At 36.8% G+C, this 21,647-nt stretch carries 19 protein-coding genes; 6 read left to right on the top strand and 13 right to left on the bottom strand.

Annotation, left to right across the window (positions count from 1 at the left end):
• Positions 1–22: 22 nt before the first annotated feature.
• A complete protein-coding gene (locus MHI40_RS21400; RefSeq protein ID WP_340765353.1) occupies positions 23–532 on the top strand; it encodes a metal-dependent hydrolase in 510 nt (169 codons plus the stop codon).
• 118 nt (positions 533–650) lie between these two features.
• Positions 651–2,351: a single-stranded-DNA-specific exonuclease RecJ gene (recJ, locus tag MHI40_RS21395; RefSeq protein WP_340765350.1), complete on the top strand. Its 1,701-nt coding sequence runs from the start codon at positions 651–653 to the stop codon at positions 2,349–2,351.
• A 99-nt stretch (positions 2,352–2,450) separates the two neighbouring features.
• Here recJ and MHI40_RS21390 read toward each other — a convergent pair whose 3' ends face one another.
• From MHI40_RS21390 to MHI40_RS21380, 3 genes are all read right to left on the bottom strand, one after another.
• Positions 2,451–2,816, bottom strand: coding sequence for a hypothetical protein (locus MHI40_RS21390; protein WP_340765347.1), 366 nt, complete (start codon positions 2,814–2,816; stop codon positions 2,451–2,453).
• A gap of 108 nt (positions 2,817–2,924) precedes the next feature.
• Positions 2,925–3,395: a GNAT family N-acetyltransferase gene (locus tag MHI40_RS21385; RefSeq protein WP_340765346.1), complete on the bottom strand. Its 471-nt coding sequence runs from the start codon at positions 3,393–3,395 to the stop codon at positions 2,925–2,927.
• A gap of 104 nt (positions 3,396–3,499) precedes the next feature.
• The gene (locus MHI40_RS21380; protein WP_340765344.1) at positions 3,500–4,441 is read right to left on the bottom strand and encodes an S-layer homology domain-containing protein; all 942 of its coding nucleotides are present in this window, start codon (positions 4,439–4,441) and stop codon (positions 3,500–3,502) included.
• A 174-nt stretch (positions 4,442–4,615) separates the two neighbouring features.
• Between MHI40_RS21380 and MHI40_RS21375 the strand changes: the two genes are divergently transcribed.
• The 4 genes from MHI40_RS21375 to MHI40_RS21360 all read left to right on the top strand — a co-directional run bounded on the left by MHI40_RS21375 (position 4,616) and on the right by MHI40_RS21360 (position 12,599).
• Positions 4,616–6,067, top strand: a complete 1,452-nt coding sequence (locus MHI40_RS21375) for a hypothetical protein (protein ID WP_340765342.1) — start codon at positions 4,616–4,618, stop codon at positions 6,065–6,067.
• 1,320 nt (positions 6,068–7,387) lie between these two features.
• A complete protein-coding gene (locus tag MHI40_RS21370) occupies positions 7,388–8,593 on the top strand; it encodes a hypothetical protein (RefSeq protein ID WP_340765340.1) in 1,206 nt (401 codons plus the stop codon).
• A 732-nt stretch (positions 8,594–9,325) separates the two neighbouring features.
• Positions 9,326–10,642 carry a PhoH family protein gene (locus MHI40_RS21365; RefSeq protein ID WP_340765338.1) on the top strand — a complete coding sequence of 439 codons (1,317 nt, stop codon included), beginning with the start codon at positions 9,326–9,328 and terminating at the stop codon, positions 10,640–10,642.
• 37 nt (positions 10,643–10,679) lie between these two features.
• Positions 10,680–12,599 carry a hypothetical protein gene (locus MHI40_RS21360; protein WP_340765337.1) on the top strand — a complete coding sequence of 640 codons (1,920 nt, stop codon included), beginning with the start codon at positions 10,680–10,682 and terminating at the stop codon, positions 12,597–12,599.
• A 147-nt stretch (positions 12,600–12,746) separates the two neighbouring features.
• On the opposite strand, the gene MHI40_RS21355 is transcribed toward MHI40_RS21360, so the two are convergent.
• The 10 genes from MHI40_RS21355 to MHI40_RS21310 all read right to left on the bottom strand — a co-directional run bounded on the left by MHI40_RS21355 (position 12,747) and on the right by MHI40_RS21310 (position 21,580).
• Complete coding sequence (locus MHI40_RS21355) at positions 12,747–13,028, bottom strand: hypothetical protein (RefSeq protein WP_340765335.1); 282 nt, start codon at positions 13,026–13,028, stop codon at positions 12,747–12,749.
• Positions 13,029–13,502: 474 nt separating this feature from the next.
• Positions 13,503–14,087, bottom strand: coding sequence for a hypothetical protein (locus tag MHI40_RS21350; RefSeq protein WP_340765333.1), 585 nt, complete (start codon positions 14,085–14,087; stop codon positions 13,503–13,505).
• 30 nt (positions 14,088–14,117) lie between these two features.
• On the bottom strand, positions 14,118–14,423 hold the full coding sequence (locus tag MHI40_RS21345; RefSeq protein WP_340765331.1) for a hypothetical protein: 306 nt from the start codon (positions 14,421–14,423) through the stop codon (positions 14,118–14,120).
• A 128-nt stretch (positions 14,424–14,551) separates the two neighbouring features.
• Entirely contained in the window at positions 14,552–14,953 is a 402-nt protein-coding gene (locus MHI40_RS21340) for a hypothetical protein (RefSeq protein ID WP_340765329.1), read from the bottom strand.
• Positions 14,954–15,134: 181 nt separating this feature from the next.
• Positions 15,135–15,359, bottom strand: coding sequence for a hypothetical protein (locus MHI40_RS21335; RefSeq protein WP_340765327.1), 225 nt, complete (start codon positions 15,357–15,359; stop codon positions 15,135–15,137).
• Between the two features lie 120 nt (positions 15,360–15,479).
• Positions 15,480–15,818 (bottom strand): hypothetical protein, encoded by a 339-nt coding sequence (locus tag MHI40_RS21330; protein WP_340765325.1) that lies wholly within the window; start codon positions 15,816–15,818, stop codon positions 15,480–15,482.
• A gap of 117 nt (positions 15,819–15,935) precedes the next feature.
• Positions 15,936–16,223 (bottom strand): hypothetical protein, encoded by a 288-nt coding sequence (locus MHI40_RS21325; RefSeq protein WP_340765323.1) that lies wholly within the window; start codon positions 16,221–16,223, stop codon positions 15,936–15,938.
• Positions 16,224–16,568: 345 nt separating this feature from the next.
• Complete coding sequence (locus MHI40_RS21320) at positions 16,569–17,228, bottom strand: hypothetical protein (RefSeq protein WP_340765322.1); 660 nt, start codon at positions 17,226–17,228, stop codon at positions 16,569–16,571.
• Between the two features lie 115 nt (positions 17,229–17,343).
• Entirely contained in the window at positions 17,344–18,399 is a 1,056-nt protein-coding gene (locus tag MHI40_RS21315; protein WP_340765320.1) for a hypothetical protein, read from the bottom strand.
• A 112-nt stretch (positions 18,400–18,511) separates the two neighbouring features.
• Positions 18,512–21,580, bottom strand: a complete 3,069-nt coding sequence (locus tag MHI40_RS21310) for an Athe_2463 domain-containing protein (RefSeq protein ID WP_340765318.1) — start codon at positions 21,578–21,580, stop codon at positions 18,512–18,514.
• Positions 21,581–21,647 lie beyond the last annotated feature (67 nt).

Below are 21,647 nucleotides of genomic sequence, written 5' to 3'. Positions count from 1 at the left end.
CATACAAAAGGAGGCTGCAATAATGAGATACAACACACATTTAATGGGTGGAGTGGCTACGGCTGCCGCTTTATATGCCATTGCTCCAGAAGCTACAGTGGAAGTGGGACTTGCAATGACTGCAGGTACTTTAATTGGTTCCCTGTTTCCTGATATTGATCATAAAGGAAGCTTTATTGGGAAAAGACTCAAACTTCTGAGCTTTCTTGTTCGGATGACAACTGGACATCGCGGAGCAACCCATGCACCTATTCTACTAGCTGCATTGTCCATTGCCCTACTCTTTGTTGGCAATTTATTTGGATTTGGACAAATGTGGCTATTCGGTATCATCGGGTTCTTCTGTGGAGCGATCAGTCATGTGCTCCTAGATGCCCTCACACCTGCTGGAGTTCCACTGATGTATCCATTTTCAAAAGAATCGACGAATTTTGCGAAAATTAAGACTGGTAGTTTCGGAGAGACATTGTTCGGATTCGCTCTCATGCTCTGTATCGTGGTCGCACTCGGTTCTTATTGGTTGCCAATTTAAAAGGTTCGGAGTCCTTCGGGGCTCTTTTTTTTATGAAAACCCTTGTCCTGCATAGGATAGAACAAGAAAAAAATAATTGGAGAGCTTTTTGGCTCAATATTAGAAAAGGAGTGTTCACATGACTGCTATTTGGAAAAGAAAAAGGACCGAGGATTTATCGAAATTAAAAGCGGATAAAGAATTGGCTCGATTGTCGGACAATGTACTACAGGTGCTTGCATCCCGAGGATTCAGAGATGCACAATCAGCTAAAGCTGTTCTGTACGGAGAATTGTCGGATCTGCACGACCCATCATTATTAAAAGATGCGGATAAAGCTGTGAAGTATTTAATGCAATGGATCAAGGAAGGTCGTGTATTTTTAGTTTATGGTGATTATGACGCTGATGGTGTTACTTCAGCAACTATCATGACTTCTCTATTACGTGGGGCAGGAGCTCGAGTTGATTATTGGGCAAACGATCGTTTTGCTCATGGATACACGATAACCCCTGACAGTATTGATGCGATGCTACTAAAACATCCAGAGACGGAAGTTATAGTGACTGTTGATAATGGAATATCTGGCCATGCAGGAATTGCTCACGCGATGAAACTTGGATTAGAGGTAATTATTACGGATCACCATGATGTAGGAGAGACGATTCCAGAATGTGTTGCGGTCGTAAACCCACATCAAAAAGATTGTCCATACCCATTCAAAGGATTGTGTGGGGCATCCGTAGCTTTTAAGCTCATGCATTTATTGTACTTCCGTATGGGGCTTCCTATTGAGCACGTGTACGACACCTTGGACTTAGTTGCTTTAGGAACTGTGGCGGATGTTATGCCGCAGCTCGATGAGAACCGTATTATGATTCGAAAAGGATTTGAAAAGGCGATGAGAGGAGACCGAAAAGCATTCTCCATACTTCGTGAAGTCTTAGCTCCAAAAACTATTGATGCTCGTAGTGTGTTTGGATTTAGTTATGGGCCGGCCATTAACTCCATTGGTCGTTTGGACGGTGATCCATCCATTGCTATCGAACTGTTTCTAACCGATGACGAGACTCGTATGAAAGAGATTGCCACGTACTTGAAGACGCGTAACGAAGACCGCTCCGCACTCACTCGAGAGCTATGTGAAGTAGCTATCGAAATGGTCGAAAAAGTTGGCGTAAAACATATGAATGTGGTGTATTCACCAGATTTTCACGAAGGTCTTACCGGCCTTATTGCTAGTCGTTTAAAAGAACGATATAATCGACCATTCTTTGTTTTTACGGATGCAAAAGGTAATACATTAAAAGGTTCAGGACGAGGAATTGAAGGATTTCATCTGAAGAGAGCGATGGATAAATGCCCAGAAACACTAGTCGGATACGGCGGACATGCAAAAGCTGCTGGTGCATCCACCACGCTTGCTCTCATAGATTCATTCGCGGAGAAAATGAACAAATTCGCTGAAGAGGAATTGACTGAAGAAGATTTTCAGAAAGTCATTACAGTAGAAATACCGTTAACTCCTGAAGGTTTGACGCTAGACTTTATCGAGGATTTACGTGTTTTAGAGCCATTTGGCGAAGCGTTTCCCCCACCCGTCATCGGACTTATGGCTTTTCAAGTAAGAAGTGAATTCCGAATGGGTAGCGAGAAGCAACATGCGAAGCTAAAAGGAGACAGTCTGGACGTAATCATTTGGAATGATGGCAACTTGTATGATGAACTGGGAAGACCTGCCGTCATAAAAGCAATCGGAAATCCGGATATCAATGATTACATGGGAAAACGATCAGTACAATTTAAAGCAGATGCCGAAAATGTACGGTCTGCAGGTTGATAACAGGAGCAGAAATGCTCCTTTTTTATTTGCTTAATAATTGCGATAAAAAAAATAGACCATTCATAAATGATGGTCTGTCAAACTCTATTCCTCTATTTATTCAATTGCCGAAATATTAATGGTTTTGCCAGATTCTAACATAATTTGGAATGTTTTTTGAGTCAACCATCCATAAGATTCGTTTGTCGTGTTTCTCGTGAATTTCATAGGAACTTCATTGAGCAGATAAATTACGTCTAATCCTAATTCTAAGTAATTGTTTTGTTCTTTTTCATCAAAATGGAGCTCAATGCCATTACCAATCATTAGCTCTACTACTACAGTTCCTTTGTATAAAGTTTTCATATGGTCCATCACAGTTAAATCCGCTTTAAAACCAGCAGTGTTGACTTCATTAAACATTTTTATTAGTTCCTCATTGTTGTCCTTCTCAAATTGATTTAGTTTTCTTTGTTTTTTCATTTCCTACACTCCTTTTTCTTTTGTTTGTCATCTAAATCAATTATAAATAGTTTCCTTCTGTTAAACGAGTTGCGTTTTGGAATTTCGTGTAATAGTAAACACCTTTTATTAAATATTCTTTGTTAACGTCAAATCGCATTTCTTAACTATGTTAAATGCAACATGTTGATTCTTTGGTTCAGAACCTTGGAAGCCCGGCCAATATGCAACATAACCATTACGGTAAAGCCATTCAATCACTTCAGTTGCTTCTTGATTTGTTGACTTTATGATTCCTATAACTTGATGAAAGCCTAACTGTTTAGCAATGCCTTCTAATTCCCCCAAAATGAAAGAACCTGCCCCATTGCCTTGATGTTCTTTGTCGACAGCCACGGATATTTCGAAGTCATCTTCTTCTTTGTGTACCCAGCCAAAACCTATGATTCTTTTATGTTCATCTATAAGTTTCCACCATTCCTGAAAAAGAGTTTCACCGTACTTCAAATCGCCCATATCAAATGTTCCTTCCTTTGCCTCCCCTACTATCCTTTCCTTTTCATGGTCCCATAGGGCGTTTTTTTCATTTATCAATTCCATAAAACCTCTCCGTTCTGTATGGGGTAATTTTATTCACTATTCGCTATCCATATTCATGGCAAACCATAAAAACGACCCACCCTTTTAGGCAGATCGTTTGTTGTTTAATTGTAATACATGTTTGTATCGTCTGTTACGTAGTTAGGTGTTTTGCTGTCGTTTACATACACCTTCACATAAACGTGTTTAAGCGATGGGTTCATATCGGATACTGTTTTCTTTAAAGATTGTACGAATTCATGATAATTTTCCACGGAAATATTCTTTCCATCGGTGTAAGCTTTCACGCTAAGTGTTATGCCTCCATCTTTCGCAGAGTTTTCGTATACATCGTAACGGAAGCGATCTAACTCAAAACCGTGAAGCCCAAGAGCTTTCTTGTTTTTGAAGCCGCTGACCCCGTCTTCCGCTGGTGTAGATGGCTTAACCGGAACAACTGCTCCTGGTTTGCCTCCCTGTGCACGATGCATGAATACAGCGAAATGCTGACGTTCTAGTTTTTCTTGTGGGAGGTACTTTCCACCGTTTCCAGTGGTAATTCCGTTAGTGTACATAGCCAATACATACTCCTCAGACCAATGGCCCTCAACATCCGAAAGATTCTTTGTTCCTTTTGCTTCTAATTCATAAGCGTTTGTAAGTACTTTAGCCATCTGTCCACGAGTTAATGAATCAGATACTCCGAAAGTGCCATCTCCTTTACCATCTACAATTCCTGCTTGATAAACAGCTTGTATTTCATCATGATATTGGTGATTTGTTGGAACATCTTTAAATGCAACAGCTGCTCTTTCTAACTCAAAGTTTTCTGAACGAGAAAGCATTGCCGCCATTTGGCCACGCGTGATCGAGTCGTTTGGTTTAAATGTGCCATCTGGATATCCGTTAATTACACCTGCGTCTGCCATTTCAACAACAATATCATGCGTCCAAAGTGTACTTGGTACATCTTTAAAGCTTTTTGCTTGTGCACTTGCTGCATTAGGTACGGCTAATGCTAATATGGTTAAGATTCCTACACCTATTTTAGTAGTTCTGTTCTTCATATCTCCAACCTCCAATGTTTGAATTAAATATTTTACACGTTATCTTACTTCTTATTATACACATAGATTCCCATTTTGTCAATTATATTTTACTTATTTCAACTGACTATTTGCTTCTTGATGACATGTTTCGATATAATCATAAATAACTAGTTAGTTTTGGAGGTGTTTGATATGCAAGAAGTTCCAATGATTGTTCGAAAAGATATAGAAGATTATCTGCATGCTAATGTTCCAGCCATGAAGCGTCGTATATATACCCAAGTCATGCGAAACGAATTTCCTGATGAACAAGTGTTGATAGACTTTTTATTAGAAGAACGAATAGGTATACACGATGGCAATGGTTTGGATATGGTTGGGATGAGAAAAACTCATTTTAATAAGCGTCAAATAATGAAACGCGACTGGTATAAGAAATTATTAGCAGAAATAGAGAAGGGTAATAACCCCGTTGCTATGGAGTTTAATACAATGGATGCATTAATTACAGCAAACGATCTAGACTCAGGTTACGTAGGCGTAGAAGATGAAGATGAGTACATAGCAAAGCGAATGGATGCTGTCGAAAAATGGATCGCGGATAAAACGCAACATATTACGGATTATCCATTTTTATTCTATAAGCCTACTCGTTCAGTTAAAAATGCTTTTCTTAATGATTTATCTTTTCTTATTAGCAAATACATATTGGATAAATACGGGCCAACGGGAAACATATATCAGGAAATTGAGCACAATCCAAGTCTTGTAAGTACACCTGCATTCAGTGAGCGTAGCTCCAGTGAAGTTATGATACCTTCAGAAAATCCCGGTCTATTAACAGGCGAATACACCTCATGGAATAAAAATGTTACGATACGCACGCTTGTGGATTTAAAAGATGGCGATGAATTAATGGTGCCTTCTTGGAATCCAGATACGGTTGACATGAAAATTATCCGCCACATTTTAAGACAAAAAACGTCTTCATTCTATTTAGATAGAAAAATTTCCTTCCCAATAGGACCGCTAGTTAAAGACGTTTACGGATCTAGGGCCGGAAGGCATTATGAAGAAGCCCAAAAACGTCTATTTAAAATTAAAATGATGAGTTTTATGATGAAAGTTAGAAGACGTGAGCCAGGTTCTAAAGGGACCGACTTATCTTGGTCGTTCCTCGATTCCGTTTCTATTGATAAAGATGCTCTCATCGCTCAAGTGGTAGTGAATGAAGCAGCATTTGAACAATTGATAAATGAGGATACTATTCGTATTTACCATCGAGAGATTGATAGCTTACGAATTGAGTTTTCGCAATTGTTGGTGCATTTGATGCAAAAAGAAAGACTTCGTATTTATGTAGAAGGAGATAACTCAGAGGGCTATTATGGATTAGTCGATTTCTTCTCCACTCAAATTAGGATTGATGAAAAATCACCCAAAGATGCAATGAACAAAATAGAAGACAGCTTAAAAGAATTTTGTAAGCTAGAAATAATTATTAGTAGTTACACTAGACAAAAAGATGGCTTCTTGGTGAAATTTAAAGAATTCTCCGATGCTGAAGTCGTCGATTATAAGCTCTCTACCTCCAATTCTACTGGAATAGATAATACAGGGACAAAGAATCTTGAGCAGGCATAACATAATTTGACAATATACAACAATAAAACAAACACTTTTGTTCTCTTCCGAACCTAGGTGTTTGTTTTTTTAACTCTTAATGGATTAAAGAAAGAATACAAAGAAACTTTCTTTACCTTTTTGCGTCACCTAAGCTCTTACTTTAACATTTATTATTATACAAGATAATTTCTTTACTTTTTTGCGTCATTTACTCTGTTTTCTTTGCCTTTTTGCGTCACACAAGACTATTTCTTTGTTTTATTGCGTCACTCCACCTCTTATCTTCACCTTTTTTGCTTCATCCAAGACAGTTTCTTTACTTTTTTGCGTCACTCACTCTGTTTTCTTTACCTTTTTGCGTCACACAAGATATTTTCTTTACTTTTTTGCGTCATTCTAACTGTTTTCTTTACCTTTCTGCGTCAGTCAAAGCGGTTTCTTTACTTTTTTGCGTCACTTTCTTAATTTTCTTTACCTTTCTGCGTCACACAAGATAATTTCTTTACTTTTTTGCGTCACTTCCGGTGTTTTCTTTACCTTTCTGCGTCAGTCAAAGCAGTTTCTTTACTTTTTTGCGTCTCCAAGCTAGTTATCTTTACTTTTTTGCGTCTTAAAATGATTTTTCTTTACCTTTTTGCGTCTCAAAGTTAGTTATCTTTACTTTTCTTCGTCACTAAATCCATTTTCTTTACCTTTTTGCGTCACACCTTCTACTTTCTTTACTTTTTTGCGTCAGAGAATAAAAAATATAATTGTTTGAATTCGACAAAAATTGCTAACAAAACTTCTATTTCTTTACTTTTTTGCGTCAGTAAAGACCGTTTCTTTACTTATCTGCGTATAAATGAACTATTTCTTTACCTTTTTGCGTCGGAAATAACTTTTTCTTTACTTTTCTGCGTCAAAAAAAAACTAAAAAAAATTTTCGCACTATGTTATTGTTGACTTTCTATCATTTCTTTACTTTTTTGCGTCACCATAGAAACGTTGATTTATTAAGGTTCCTATGAAAATCTTTACTTTTTTGCGTACGAAATTAAAGCTTTTCTGTATACAAAATTTGTGATATGATGACATCAATCGACAAAAACACAAAAAAAAACCAACCGTGTATCGAGCACGATTGGTCGTCTGGTTGGGAATCTAATCTGAATGTGTTATCGAAAAGAAAAACGGAAGTATCGATAGTTGTTGTGTTGACTTGGACATCAACGCAAACACGCTTCACAAAAAGAAAGATTTACCTATCAAATTCTTCTTTTATTATACCGTTTATCCTTTCCTGACGCAATAGAGAGATTCCCTTCCAAAGCTAGAATTGGAAAGGGGTTTTTAGTCATGAAAATCGTTGAAGTTTCATTACCTACTAATCACATTAAAGCAAAAGAGTTTGCAAGAATCGATCGTTCCTTCTTGCAACGTATCATACATGGTTTTGAAAGACGTGTCCTTTCGGGCGTATCAAAAGAGTGCCGATTTAGCGAAGACAATATACCTGGGATGTCCTTAGAACAACGGACATCTTTTTGCCGTGCTTATAATTGCTCTGAAAATGATCAACATGCATTTTATCGTACGGAAAAAGTATCCTTGACACAGTCCCAAATATTAATGATGGTTGGTTTTCACTTCTTAGATGTGAAGCCAGTACAATTAAGCAGATTTGTTGATCCCGAAATAACGACAAAACCTGCAGCTATTGCAAAAATGAAAGAAGCTAATCCCAACATGTCTGAATCCGAAGCACAAGCTAAAGCTACCTACCTAGAACATTTTTCCGTAGGTTTGATTCGTAATATTCGTACAGTAGAGCTTGCGGACTTTTTCAGCATGGATGTAAGAACGATTACGCGTAATCTGTTAAGATTACAAGATATTGGCTTTATCGAACTTACAAAAGTAGATCGTGGAGTGTGGCAAATTGTTTTGACTACATACTATAGCAAGGAGCAAGGTTATTTAAAAATGAGCAGCGAACATCTAAGCAAATTAAGTTCAATGAAAGATGTTAACGCTCTTCGTTTGTCTTTACGCTTATATGAAACATATGACCGCTATGAACTTGTGAGAAAAAGCAGAAATGAATCACATATCAATGTGCCTTTAGCCGATCTTGTAGCAGATTTGCCAAAATATATACGTAAAAGTAATCGTCTGGTAAACAAGTTGTTTGATAAATCGGATGAGATTTTTACTTTAAGCCGTATATCAAATCATATAGAAGTAGATATCAATGAACGTTTCCATGCAAAAGCTCAAGAGGCTATTGTCTATCAAGAAAACGATTTAGCGATTCAAGCAGTGGTAGAAGAATTATCTTTGCCAGTCTACAAGCAAAGAGACTTCAGCAGCTTGGCTTCTTTATCTATGGAATTTGGTCTAGACTTAACAGAGGGTGCACTTCGTATGTGGTCTTATCGCATGAGAAGAGAAGCTGAGCTAAATGAAGATGAAATTGCTAAACCTATCTCTAATATTGGTGGGTATATCCGTTCGATTATTGTCACCATGTCTATTCATTCCAACTCAGAGCGAGTTGCTTAAGTAATTATTTTTTTTAAAAAATGAATATTTATCCCTGCCTGCATCAACCCTATCGGTGACGGGCTATTTGTCATGGAATTTTTTTTTGGTTTGATTGAATGTACCATTCTTCCTCCCCTATTCATTCTTGTATCACTAAATGAATAACTGAGTATGACCTCCATATACCTATTCCATCTCCTGCTCCAGTTATCTTTATAACCATAGTTATCCACATTCCTAATGTATTCCTTACTCTTAAATGTTATCAAACTCAGTAATTTCAAACAAAAAACCTCATTTTTATATTAATTTCCCACCACTTATCCACATGTGGACAAGTTTCCATGTTTTAGGTGCATAAAACTTTCTTTTTCTTCCCTTTAATTTACCACTTAATACCGGAATCTTACCTCAACCGCCATTAATTTATCCGATAGCTACTCCTCTTTATCCAAAGTGTTGCTGTTTTTTTACCAAGTGAGCAGTCTGTTTTACCAAAATACATACTATCGACAATCAAATTTTGTCAATCCCTTTCGTATCAAGGCTTTCAATTGTATTTCAGTCTCTCTAATATCTGTTTTAATTTTTAATTTAATCTTTAAATTAATACTTGAATAATATATGTCTTTAAATGCTCTCGAGAAAAAGACAATAATATTATTATTTTCATTAGTAGTGTCAATCTAAGCGAATAGATTCTCTCAACTGCAATATAATACAAAAACGCAAAAAAGGGAGAGGTCGCATTTGAACAAGAAGATATTCGTATTAGACACAAGTATTCCTGTTTATGATTTCGAGTGTTTAAGCCAATTTGGAGAGAACACGGTCATCCTACCTGCTATTCTTATTGAAGAAATTAATAAACTCAAAGATGAACATTCTGACCGGGGTTACGCAGCGTCTCAATTTACGAAAATTCTAGAAAATCTTTCGAAATCTGGCTCATTAGAAGAAGGTGTTCAATATGGGAAAACCCTCGTAAAAGTGAGTAATCACCAAAACATAGAACGTCTAAAAAGCTGGTTCTCTTACAATGAAAATGACTATAAAATCATTTCCTGTGCGATGCATCATGAAGGAACACTCGTAAGTCGAGACAGAATGCTTCGTGTCATGGCGAGTATGTTCGTAACCGCAGAGGACTACCATGCCGACATTATTAAAACGAAAGAGTTGTACAAAGGCTACCGATACATTGCGGTCCCTGAGCCTATGATTGGGCATCTTTTCACAAGTGGTCTAGCGAATGCCTATGAATTGTATCCAAATGAGTTTGCTATTTTAGTAAACGAATCAAATCCTGCACATACAGCTATTGGAGTGATGAAAGGAAACAGAATCCTTCCTTTAGATAGAATGCTACAAGCACTCTTAAAAGAGTCTGGACTTAAACTCCGAATTGAACCACTGAATTTGGAACAGAAAATGTATCTTTATTTACTTCTGGATCCTGACATATTGGCAGTAAGTGCCATGGGCCCAAGCGGCAAAGGGAAAACACTACAAGCGGTAGATGTCGGTTTAGCGAGTGTAGAAGGTGGTAAAAAACATCAATTACTTTACACTAAGTCCATTATTCCTACTGACAAAAAAGAAGATTTAGGCTTCTTCCCAGGTGATATGAATGAGAAAATTGCTAACCATATCAAACCTCTTTATAACTCAATTGAGCATCTCTATAAAAAAGAGTTGCGTAGCAAAGGGTTGATGCTTGCCGATAAAATATTATCTATGCGAGAAAAAGAAATTATAGATGCACTTCCTCTCGCTTTATTGAGAGGCACGAGTATAGATGAAAGGATCATTATATTAGATGAGGGTCAAAACACTTCTAATCGAATGATGAAAACTTTCTTAACAAGACCCACGGATGCCTCAAAGTCTATTGTAATGGGTGATATTGAACAAATTGACGACCCACATTTAACCAAGCACAATAATGGGTTATCCAATATGATTGAACGAGGAAAAACCGAAGATTACATCGGGCATATTACGATGGATATTTCTCCGGACTCACGTAGAGGAAAAGTGGCAACCTTTGGTTCGACGAAGATGTAACAATCTACAAGATTACTAACAGAAAGGAGGAAAACAAATGCGACACAAAGATTTAAAAAGCCTATGGAGAAGATGGATGATTGCTGGGTTCGCAGTAATGATGGTTATTTCCCCCGTCACGGCATCTGCAAATACAGGAGATGCAGTTTCTTCAGAAAAAACTTCCCTATCGGCTGAGAACAACCTAGAGGGCATTGAGGACATCTTAGATAAACTTGAAGAAGCTACCGATACGTTCGAAGGGGAAATCCCGAAAAAAGACGATTCATCAAATGTCCTAGTTCCTGAAGAAGAAGAAGAAGAAGAGTTACCGTCTCCAGAAATCATAGCTCCTATTGTAGATGACGAAAACAATGACAAAGAGAATGTAGAGGAGGAAGAAATAGAACCAAAACCAGATCCTTCTGCAGATTTTGTACCCATCGTTTTCTCAAAGTATGATGAGTACATTAAACACATTCAATTAATGAAGGAAGCATTTCTTGCAAACCCTAATCAAGAAACAGGTCTAGCATATGTGGAAGCTGTACATTCCCTTCCGACTGTAAAAGGAAATGATCCAAAAGTTATCAATCAAATAGACTTACCGAAAGACATGATGGTTCAGTTTAAACAATTGAGTGGAGAAGCATATGATGTTGTAATCGAAAGATACGCTATGTTAATCCTTGCTCGCTTCGAGAATAAAGAGGATTTAAATGATGCAACTCTCGTCAAAGAAGCCATCTCAATGATTAAAGACAAAGCTGTTCAGGCAGCACTAATGAAACGATATACAAACTTAATCGGAGAATTCGAAATCATTGGTCCTGGTCATGGTAATCATGGAGACAAGCCTGTAGATGCTGTACCAGACGACTACGATGTCATTGACAACGGAAAGGACCCAAATGTTGGAGAAACGATTGGAGGCGGTTCAGGAGGCTCTAATGGGGGTAAATTGCCACCTGGTGCTATTAAGAATCCAGATGGTACTGTAACCTTCCCTTCTCTTGGAGGCGGAAGCACGCGTGTGGAAAGTAAGTACAAAATGGAAGGTAACCGTTGTGTGAAGATTGATAAGCATTACAAAGGTAAGAAGTTGATTAAGACAATCACTTCTAAACCGAAAGACGGCGAGAAAGGCTTATGTTGGAGCGGTGAAGGAACTGAGAGATTCTCTGGTTCTAAATCCAAACCTGCAAATGTGTATAACCCTTACGATGCAAAAGAGCGTTTGGAACAGTACAAAAAAGAACGTGCGTTGATTGAGAAAGAAAGAGAAAAGCTCGCTCTCGAAAACAACGAAATTTTATATACGTTCAACCGCTTTGCAGAAATCCCTTATTATAACGCAACCGGCGTGAAGGTGAAGGATCTCAATGCAATTACGTATGATGAAGCACATGACATATTTAAAGCAATGAGCGTAGATGGAAACGGTCAGTTTGTGGAAGAAGAAGCAAGAGGACTAGCCTTAGTACAAGGTCAAGTCATCTCCATTGAACAAGCTAAATTCCCAATGAGTTTTGTGCAGTTAGAAGAACAGTTCTTGAACACGACATTTGACCTTCGAACAGGAATAGAGGAAAAAGAAAGTGGTCATGGAATGCTTGTTATACATGCTAGTGAGGTAGAAACGGATAGCATCAATATCAAAGGTAAACTCGTCCAGTTCGACCAGCCAATTGTAGTGAAGCGTGAAATTGCCCTAATGCCAGCTGAGCAAGTTGCAACATCTCTAGGTGGAACATTTGTGGAAGTAGACAATGGTTTCTATGTCGATATTGATGGCATGAGAATTGAGTATCAAGACGGTCAAGCGTTTGCATTATATAGAGGACAAAAGATCGAGTTGTACTCTGGGCCATATCAAGATGAAAATGGCGTGTGGATGGCACCAATCAACGCTTTAATAAAAGCCGGTGATCACCTGATGAGATTTGAAAATGGAAAGGCAACAATCGAACGCAGATAAATAGTAACCGGAAGAGCAAGCAATTGTATATGGTGATCTATCTAACCTTTACTTGCTTATCTTGTTACATTATGAAAATGTACACTACTAATTAATTTAGTAACGTACATTTTTTTATTTTGTTGGCTGTGTTATAGATTTTTTTGATTAATATCGTTTTTTTAAATTTGGAAATTTATTATTGTAAATTTTGTTCCAAATTTTCAAGGCACTTGGGTAACAATTATTAATCGAAGGTACTCTACAACTCGAAAACATTTCGCCAAAGACTTCATGTATCACTACCGCTAATTTTTCAACAGATATAGTTGGTAAAAGTGATACAATGCGACGTATTTCTGGTTCATATTCATCCTCAGATGTGTAAGGTAAAAGGTACATAGGGTCCCAATCATTAATTACTTCTTTTACAATTTGGTAGTAGTTCATATTATCACTCTTTCAAAATGTATTTTTAGTGATTTATGTTACGCCCTTTATTAACTAAACCTGTCTCTAACTCAGCATAATAGACACCAATTAGTACCTCTATTTTTTTTCCAGAAAACAGCAACTTATAGTTCAAACAGAAAAAGGCTCAACTCCTTCTTGAAGTAAAGCACCAGTTTGTATATAAGGAATCTAATGTAGAATGTTACTTTCGTTTTATGTTAGTTGGAACAAGAACAGATACCGCTTATTAAGCAAGTCCGTCCGTTTGTTGAACTCATTAAAATAGCTTTTACAATAACTGCATAAGATTAGAAATCACAAAATAAGTTAAGAGACCTGCTATAAAGTACAAAATATTTTTCTTCATAAGTTCGATTCTCCTTTCTCAACTTAGCTCACTTGTTGAACACAAGTTAAGCAAACCCATAAACTAAGCACCCGATAGTACAAGAAGACTTTTTGATAAATCCACTACTCAAGTTTAAAATTCATTATGCTTCTTCCCTCAACCAATTTTCCATCTTTCCATATGAATTCGAAAGCATATTGATTTCCAATCATTTCTTCATCAACTGCAATTGTTAAAGGTGTATTTTCAGGAGACTTTTGTTTTCTACTCACTTCTTTTGAATCATATTCATCGCTATTATCTACGTGTATTAAATGAATTTCTGTTGGTTGCGGTTTTAATGTACTCCAATCAATTTGAATTTTATCACCAACTTCAACATCTCCGCTATGGATGCTAGGGTAGTTGTAATGAATGAATTCATCACAGTTATTCCAACATACTTCTCCATACGAGAAATCAAACAGATATTTCATTTTCCCCTCAGAAGACAAAAGGGAAATTTCAGGTGTAACAAGATCCTTAAAAGCTGGAAGGAATTTTTCTTCATTTCCAACAGTACTTTTTTCAGTCTGTATTCTTTTAGTATTCTCTTTAGATACTCGAGTTGGATCTTCCTTCTTTTGAGACTCTTGGATATCATTGTTACACGCGATTAAAACTACTGATAATAACAGAAAAATTAATAGTAATGCTAGTTTTTTCATTTCGCACCCCTTCATGAAGTAAAGCACCCGTTAGTTGAAGAAGAAACTCAGTACTGGCGGTAAGAATAACAGACTAATTGCAGTGAAAATAAGTATTTTAGAAATCAATTTCGGTAGTTTTTCTCTATCTTTTCCTTTATTCATTCCGCTAAATTGCAATTTGTTTTTATATAGCACCAAAAACAGAATAAGAATAGAGACATAAGGCATTCCACCATATCTTTCATCAATATCAATGCCAATCTCTAAATATATACTTCCCCAAAGAATTACCCATATGATACTAACAAATACGAATATAACTAAAATTAGTGTTGACTCTAGAAAGATTTTCATTGTACTCTCCTAATTTATATCTAATTAGTTTTACCCTTTATTTCACTAACCTACCCTTTTAGTTCAATAAGAAAAAAGGCTTACCCGTAAAGCCCCGTTAGCTGAATATGAAAAACTATATATTTATTTTAGCTATGCACTTTATTTTGATTTCTATCAATCAATCGTTGTATCACTAAAAAGACTAGCGTAATGTAAAGGGGAATCGAAATAAGATAAATCATCACATTCAATATAGTCAAATCCCTAATCATTGAATACTCTCCCCATTCTAAAAGAACACGCCATAACAGACCAATGGAGTTAAATAAAAATGCATAGAAAATCATCACTAGAGGACGTTTTTCATATAGACCAAATAACATGTAAGCAATATAAAAATAGACAACGAGCATTCCTATATATATTGGGATAAATTGGACAAATTTTATTGGAAATAATAGCCCGCCAAGCAATACCATCCAAATTAAAGTAAACGTAAATATCTTTTTTCTATTTCTATTTATCCGTTCAAAATCTATTGTATTCACTTTCTCCACCCCATTTTAAGTATGAATATTTCATTTATTGAACTAAACTGTTACGTTTGGGCAAGAAAAAAGTGCCACCCCCAGACTTGAAGTAAAGCACCCCTATTGTTCTATAATTTACATATATTAACTTATTCAACACAATCTCAAAAAAACCTTCTTCTTCAACTAAACTGCTACTTTAGTTTAATAAGAATAAAGTTTCTATACCAATTACTACTGAATGAATAAATAAGATAGCCATAACAACCCATAAAGTATATTTAGAAAAATACTTAAGTCTATTATTTTCAAATGTTTTATTTAGCAAGTAAAAAAAGCCGATTACCCAAATACCATTTTGAAAAAAAGTAGAAATTATGATTTCTGACGTCGTAAAGAACCTTAAAATATAAAATGAGTCCAATGAAATCCCTCCCATATCTGATAATATATTACCACAATTAACCAATGTGTTTCTTAAACTAACTTGCTTCGTTAGTTCAATAAAAAAATGGCTTTACTCCTTCTTGAAGTAAAGCACCCGTTAGTTCAATACGTACCACAAAGGAAAAGCTATTAAAACCAGTATAATCACACTTTTGATTTTATTCTTATTCCACAGATTTATTGCTGATAAGAATCCTCCTAAAGCAAAAAAACCAATCCCAATTAACTCCATGATCCTAATGGCGAATAAAGACCCTAAATGTGCAAAGAAAGTACCCATTACAATAAACCCAATTGTTAAAATAAAACGGCATGACCTAAAATCATTGATTGCTGATTTTTTATCATCAGTATTCATTTTAAAATAACGTCTAACAACCATAAAAGCTGGTAATCCCCAAATAATTATAAACGGAATCAGAGAATCAGTATCCATATTAAATATCCATGCCTCCTTTCCACAGTTAGGTAAATTACTCTTCAACGAAACTGCGGCATTAGGTTCAATAAGAAAAAAGGCTTTACTCCTTCTTGAAGTAAAGCACCCGTTAGTTTAGTAAGAAAACAGATAGATATAAGCAATTAGTACGGAAATCCCTATTAATATCATAGTAAAACACTTAAAGGTATTTTCCTCTCCTTTTATCAGACCTACTACCCAAATTACAAACCAACCAAATAGTGCCAAAGCGATTCCCAAATCACGTAAGACTTTTATGTCAGATGCTGCAACAGAGCCTGTAAGATATACAAGCACACCAATAAAACTAGGTGTAATACCTAAAATAGATAAAGGATTTCTCCACTCTTTTATAAGCTCTATCTGTTTCTCTTTCTCCATTTTTCTGAAGGAATTCCAAGAACCCAGACTAGGTATTGTCCATATAAGCACTATATATATAACTTGAATTAGACTCAATCCATCACCTTTCCTGTCGCCTCGAATTTCATACACAAAATGCCAGATTGTTGAACACGTGTTAAACAACACTTTTCAACTAATCTACTCCTTTACTTTAATACGTTTGAAGTAAATAGAAGTTCCAATATTAAACAAATTTAACATTATGATTTTTCGAAAATGCATTTTGCTTATTCATCTAAACTGCGACTTTAGTTTAAGTGAATACTTTCACAAACTATGAAATTCAAACATCCTCTATATCCTCCCATAAATAGATTTCGATTACCTCGATTGCTTTGTCTGATTGGCATTCTTTATTGAGTTAGAGTATACCTCTTTATCTCTATCTGCTTTTCTTCTGTTGCGTACATGTACCGATGCTGTTTGGGAATTAACCTTTCGGAGTTCCATATGTTCTTTGACTTCGTAATAATAATCACCTATCTTCATAAATCGGTCTTGATAATATTGGAAGAAAAGATAGGTTATATAAAGGAAGAGAGCTATTAGGAATCCTAAGGGGTTATTCAGTTTTTCTGCCCAAATCATGTCTATTTCTTTAGGAGTAGCAGGAGTAGCTGATTCGATTGATAAAAGTAAAAAGGCGTATCCTCCTATTCGAAGAAAAGCACCTAGTACTAATATGTCTCGAAAAAGATAGATATTCTTTAAGAAATTAAGATTGTAACTTTCCCTGAAAAAGGCTGTTGTGATAGAAAACTTTGCCAATGGAATAAATAGGACTCGATGGACGATAGCGAAAATCATGAATCCTATGTCCAAGCTGACAAAAATCGGCAAGTATTCAAAACCTAATACTCCGAAGGCAAACCAAAATATATGTGTAACAAGAATAAGCATTACTATTGAAAAACTAGTTTTTGTCTGTTTCCACGTTGGATAATTATTTCTCAACGTACTTTTCATTGTATTTCGTGTCATTTTTTATCGCGGGAGAAACGTATATGCTTCACTCGCTTTCCACCTCACTATATTATGTTTTTGTATAAACAAAACAGGCGACAGAATACTCTGACGCCCTCTTCTACTAATTATACTATTTGATTTGCTTCCAGTTTGCATCGTACTTCACGCCTGCTTTACCAATCATTACAGTGGTTTGTCCACCTGTATCCCAAACTTCTACGGACCGATTTCCTATTTTAAATGGTTTGTCCCATTTGGTTTTGTCGCCTTTAATTTTCCCCGCTTCCACCACATTGTATAGTTCAGGCACACCATAGAATGTTAAAGTTTCTTTTAAAATGTACGGAATCTTATTTTCGTTAGATGCTTTTGTGTTGTATTTAAATGATGGAATCGTAATTGAAACTTCAAAATCTTGAGATGATTTCTTTGTTAGGAAAATTCCGAAATTATAATTACCATCTATATCAAACGATGCAGAAGAAGAAGATACTTCTGAATAACCAAGTTTCTTTTCAAGAGTTAGAGCATCTTTTTCTATGTTTTTACTTGTACGAGTATCTCCGATGCTTGGGGCTACCCAATTGCTAGGGTATGGGAATCGACTGTCTTGCTTAACTCCTGCTAATGCGGGCTTAGGAGCTTCTGTCTTTGGAGGAGTCACATTGGTTGCTTGTCCTGTTTTCACTGGCTTAGACCCTACATAGACATCCCAACCTCCGTCAGATCGTTTAGTAGCCTCTACTGCAATATCTAATACATCTGTAAAAGACTTATGAGGAACTAAGAAATGATTATTGGATAAGTAAGGTCCTTTTTGAACCGGTACTTTGATACTAGAAATAACTTTTGTCTCATAAGGAAGAATCGTATTCATCGAAGAACCCTTTAAGATAACTGAACTTCCAATACGGTACAGATATTGTTCATTGGCTTTGTCAAAAACCATTACATTGTTTGAGTCTATTTTTTCCACTTTCAATCCAAGAGCTTTTGCTGTACTCACAAGTGGAATGTAAACCGATTTGTATTCTGCATTGTAATTCATTAAAGAGACATCTGCTCCACTAAGCTGCTTGCCGTTTACGAATAAGCGATTAGCTTCGCTAGCTTTATCCTCCGGTGTTATTTGTGCAATTGTTACGATCAATAATAGAGCCATTATTCCTATAAGCCATTTCTTCATGTTCATATTCCCCTCTCTTATCTTTATCTGTTACTAATAGTATAGCATAAAAATGGTTATTTGTCAAATATTATTTACAGAAAACAAAAAGCCTCCGGAGAGGCTCTTGTTATTAATGCGTGATATGTGTGTTCATATCGTCAACATTATCTGCTGTCACTTCAATGGTTACTGTCGCGTAATCACACAGCATTAAGGACGTTGCAGGTTTCTGTGTCGACCCATACCATTCAGGTGTATCGAAACGCATCTGATAAGTGCCAGTCTTCACATTTTTATCTATCAACATCTCATGAACATTCACACCCGCCGTTTTCACAAGCGGCATATAGAATGTTTTAGTATTGTTATCCAGTCCACCAGTAGATTCTGAAACACCTAGTATTACGGTTGCTTTTCCTCCTGCCACTTTACTAAACGGATGCTCCATGAACATCTGAGAAGGACTAGCTTGAAGGCCATGATCCGGATTAACAGTTCTCAAGTCATACACGTAGCTATGGCTTACACCATTTGATAACGTGAAGCTTGTAGAATAAGACCATGATTCTGGTCTGTTTGATAACAAATTGGAGCGATACTCAGCAAACACTTTCATTTCAAAGCCATATCCTGCTTGTACTTTCGCAGTCCCGTTTTTAACATCTTTCCAACCACCAGCAGTTTCTTTGCTTCTGATTAGAATCTTCGAGAGATTATAGCTTTCAAAGTGATCACGAATGTCCAAAAATGTGTTTGTGTAGGTAGTTTTTATGCCCATGTCTGGGTAGTACTCATAAACTGGACGTTCACAATCGTAAGGAGAAGGGATGTAGGTCCCGCTTTTTGAATCGTATTCGTACTCGTAGCAAGTAGCTGCTTCGTATCCGACGATTCGGCTATTCTGGAATTCGTATGCTTCACCTTTCCAGTCATAGATTGTATATTTAGTCGTCCATTCATTTAACGTGTGTCTCATATCGCAACGCTTGATAGCGTCGTTCTTAGTGACTTTCAGATATCCTTCAGCAATGTTGTCATTGTATGGATTTGTTAATCCTGGAACATACTCAACCGGATTTCTCGGTGCCGGGTTCGCTTCTACACTAAAGGTATGTGTACCTTGCGTATATGTTCTGGAAGGAACGCTGAAACTCAACTGCACTTTTTGATTTGGTGGTAAAGTTGCATTGAATTGACCAATCACACTATTACCAAGCTTCACTGTATACAAGACATTGTACGATTTAGTGGAGTTTGTTTCTAATTGTGATTTGAACGAAAGCTGAACAGATTCGCTTGCAGAAGTATTTCCATCTACAGGCATCCGAATCGCATTTGGACTGACTTCTAGGTCGTAAGCGGAGATGTTGAGTAATCCTCTCCATTCCTTCGAATATGGTCCATCGTTCGTATAGTCTGTCGATTGTTTGAGTACTCTGTGTTTATTAGCAATCTGCCATGTTACCTTCATGTATGGCTGAGTTGGTGTGTAATCCATCTCGACAATGGCTATATCCCCTTGTTTTTTCAATACAGTCTTGGTAGCAATTTGCTCGAGGTTTAACGTGCGTACCCCGTCTGTTAAGCTGAGGTCTAGAGATGCAAATGGATTTAGTGGGTTGTTCGAGCCAACCTCTTTTTCTCCGAATGCTTTGTTTATATAGAAGCGTAACTTATACGTTTCTCCAGCTACTACATCGTCCACTTTCTTCCCGCCTTGTAGCAAGTCTACATTGACGCTGACCCCAATATCGTCTGTTTGAACAGGCATGATAAATTCTACTTCATCATCACTTGTATCAAAGTTGTCTCCGATAATATAGTGAGCAAGTGGAATCGTCGCCCGAAACTTCATAAACTCTCCAGCTGTTTCTGGGACTTTGACAATCCAAGAAGAAGCCTCTCCTCCGTCTGATACCATTTTGTCATACTTCGCTGCATGACCATAACCGATCTTATCGCTATCCGATCTCGCTGCACCCTTTTGAGCCATTGCAGAGTTCGCTTGCATGTCGAACACGTTAGGAATCGCAACCTTGTTATCATAAGAATAATAGGTGTTTAGTCCAAGTGGTGTGAACATAGTAGACTTGCCTACTAGTCCTGTTTCCGTCATGTTCTTCACGGATGCTTCAATACGGTATTCACTTCCTGCTTTCACTGCTTTTTTATGCTTCGTAAATTTACTTGTAAGATTTTTGTTGTCTGTTGCGTTTCTAGTGAATGAAGCAACTAGTTCTCCAGTTTCATTATCAAACACCTTATAGCTTGTCAGACGTAAGTTTGCCATTTTAGGGCTTGAAAACTCTAAATTGATGTAATAAATCTTTTTACCATACTGATGGAAACCAACTACAATTCCTGTAGACCAGTCTGGATTATTTTGTAGGTTGAAAATTTCAGACCAGTATTTCGCATCTTCATCTAATGTTTTTCCAGTTCTACGGAAATTAGGGTTGTTCGTGAAGAAATACTTTTTAAACCATGCAATTTTTTGGCTTTCATTCGAATCGTAATGAGAAGCTTTAGCCATTTCATGACTCTTCGTTGCGTCATTGGTGCTTGGATCTACAATCCAATTTCTATCACTATAATCGCTATCAGCCGGGGGTGGATAATCGGCAGGGAAATAAGGATTATGAACAGAATTTCCTTCTGCCGAATACCCAAGATATCTCCATTCATAGTTCTTTCCTACATAGTTGTAGGTTGTTCCACCTTTGTTGTAAGCAACCCCTATTTGTGTTGTACCAGTGTTATCTCCTTGATACACTCCTGGTTTTCCAAGTTTGGGTTCTTGTCTTCCTTTTTTCAAATTCCAACTGAAATTCTTATTTACGAAATAGGCATTGGAATCATCGCCATATTCATTTGTTCGGTTTTCTACTATTTGCCATCTATCTTTATCCTGATTGCTAGGGCTCATTGCCTCTGGTGGCACAGGTGAATACCAACTAAATATACTACGATGTATTTCCAGATAGAATAGTTTGCTACTTGGATAGGATGAATGCCCATTAAAGGAAATTGCAAAAGGTGGCAAATTCGATGGCCTTGTAACAGTGACTGTGCCGTCTTTTCCTGTCCAGTGTTTGGTGGTTCCCGCTGCTGCTGCTGGTGTTACTTGGAAAAACGCTGTAATGACCATTAGTGCCATGAATAACCATAGAACTCTACCCGCGAGCTTTTTCATATACATTTTAATCTTCCTCCTTTACTTATAACTGTTTACTTCTGTTATATGCAGAGGAGGAGTGTTTAATAGA

Source organism: Psychrobacillus sp. FSL H8-0510, assembly GCF_038008345.1.
GTDB lineage: Bacteria > Bacillota > Bacilli > Bacillales_A > Planococcaceae > Psychrobacillus > Psychrobacillus psychrotolerans.
Note: the sequence above shows the minus strand (reverse complement) of the source record. Positions and strands in the feature narration are given on the sequence as shown.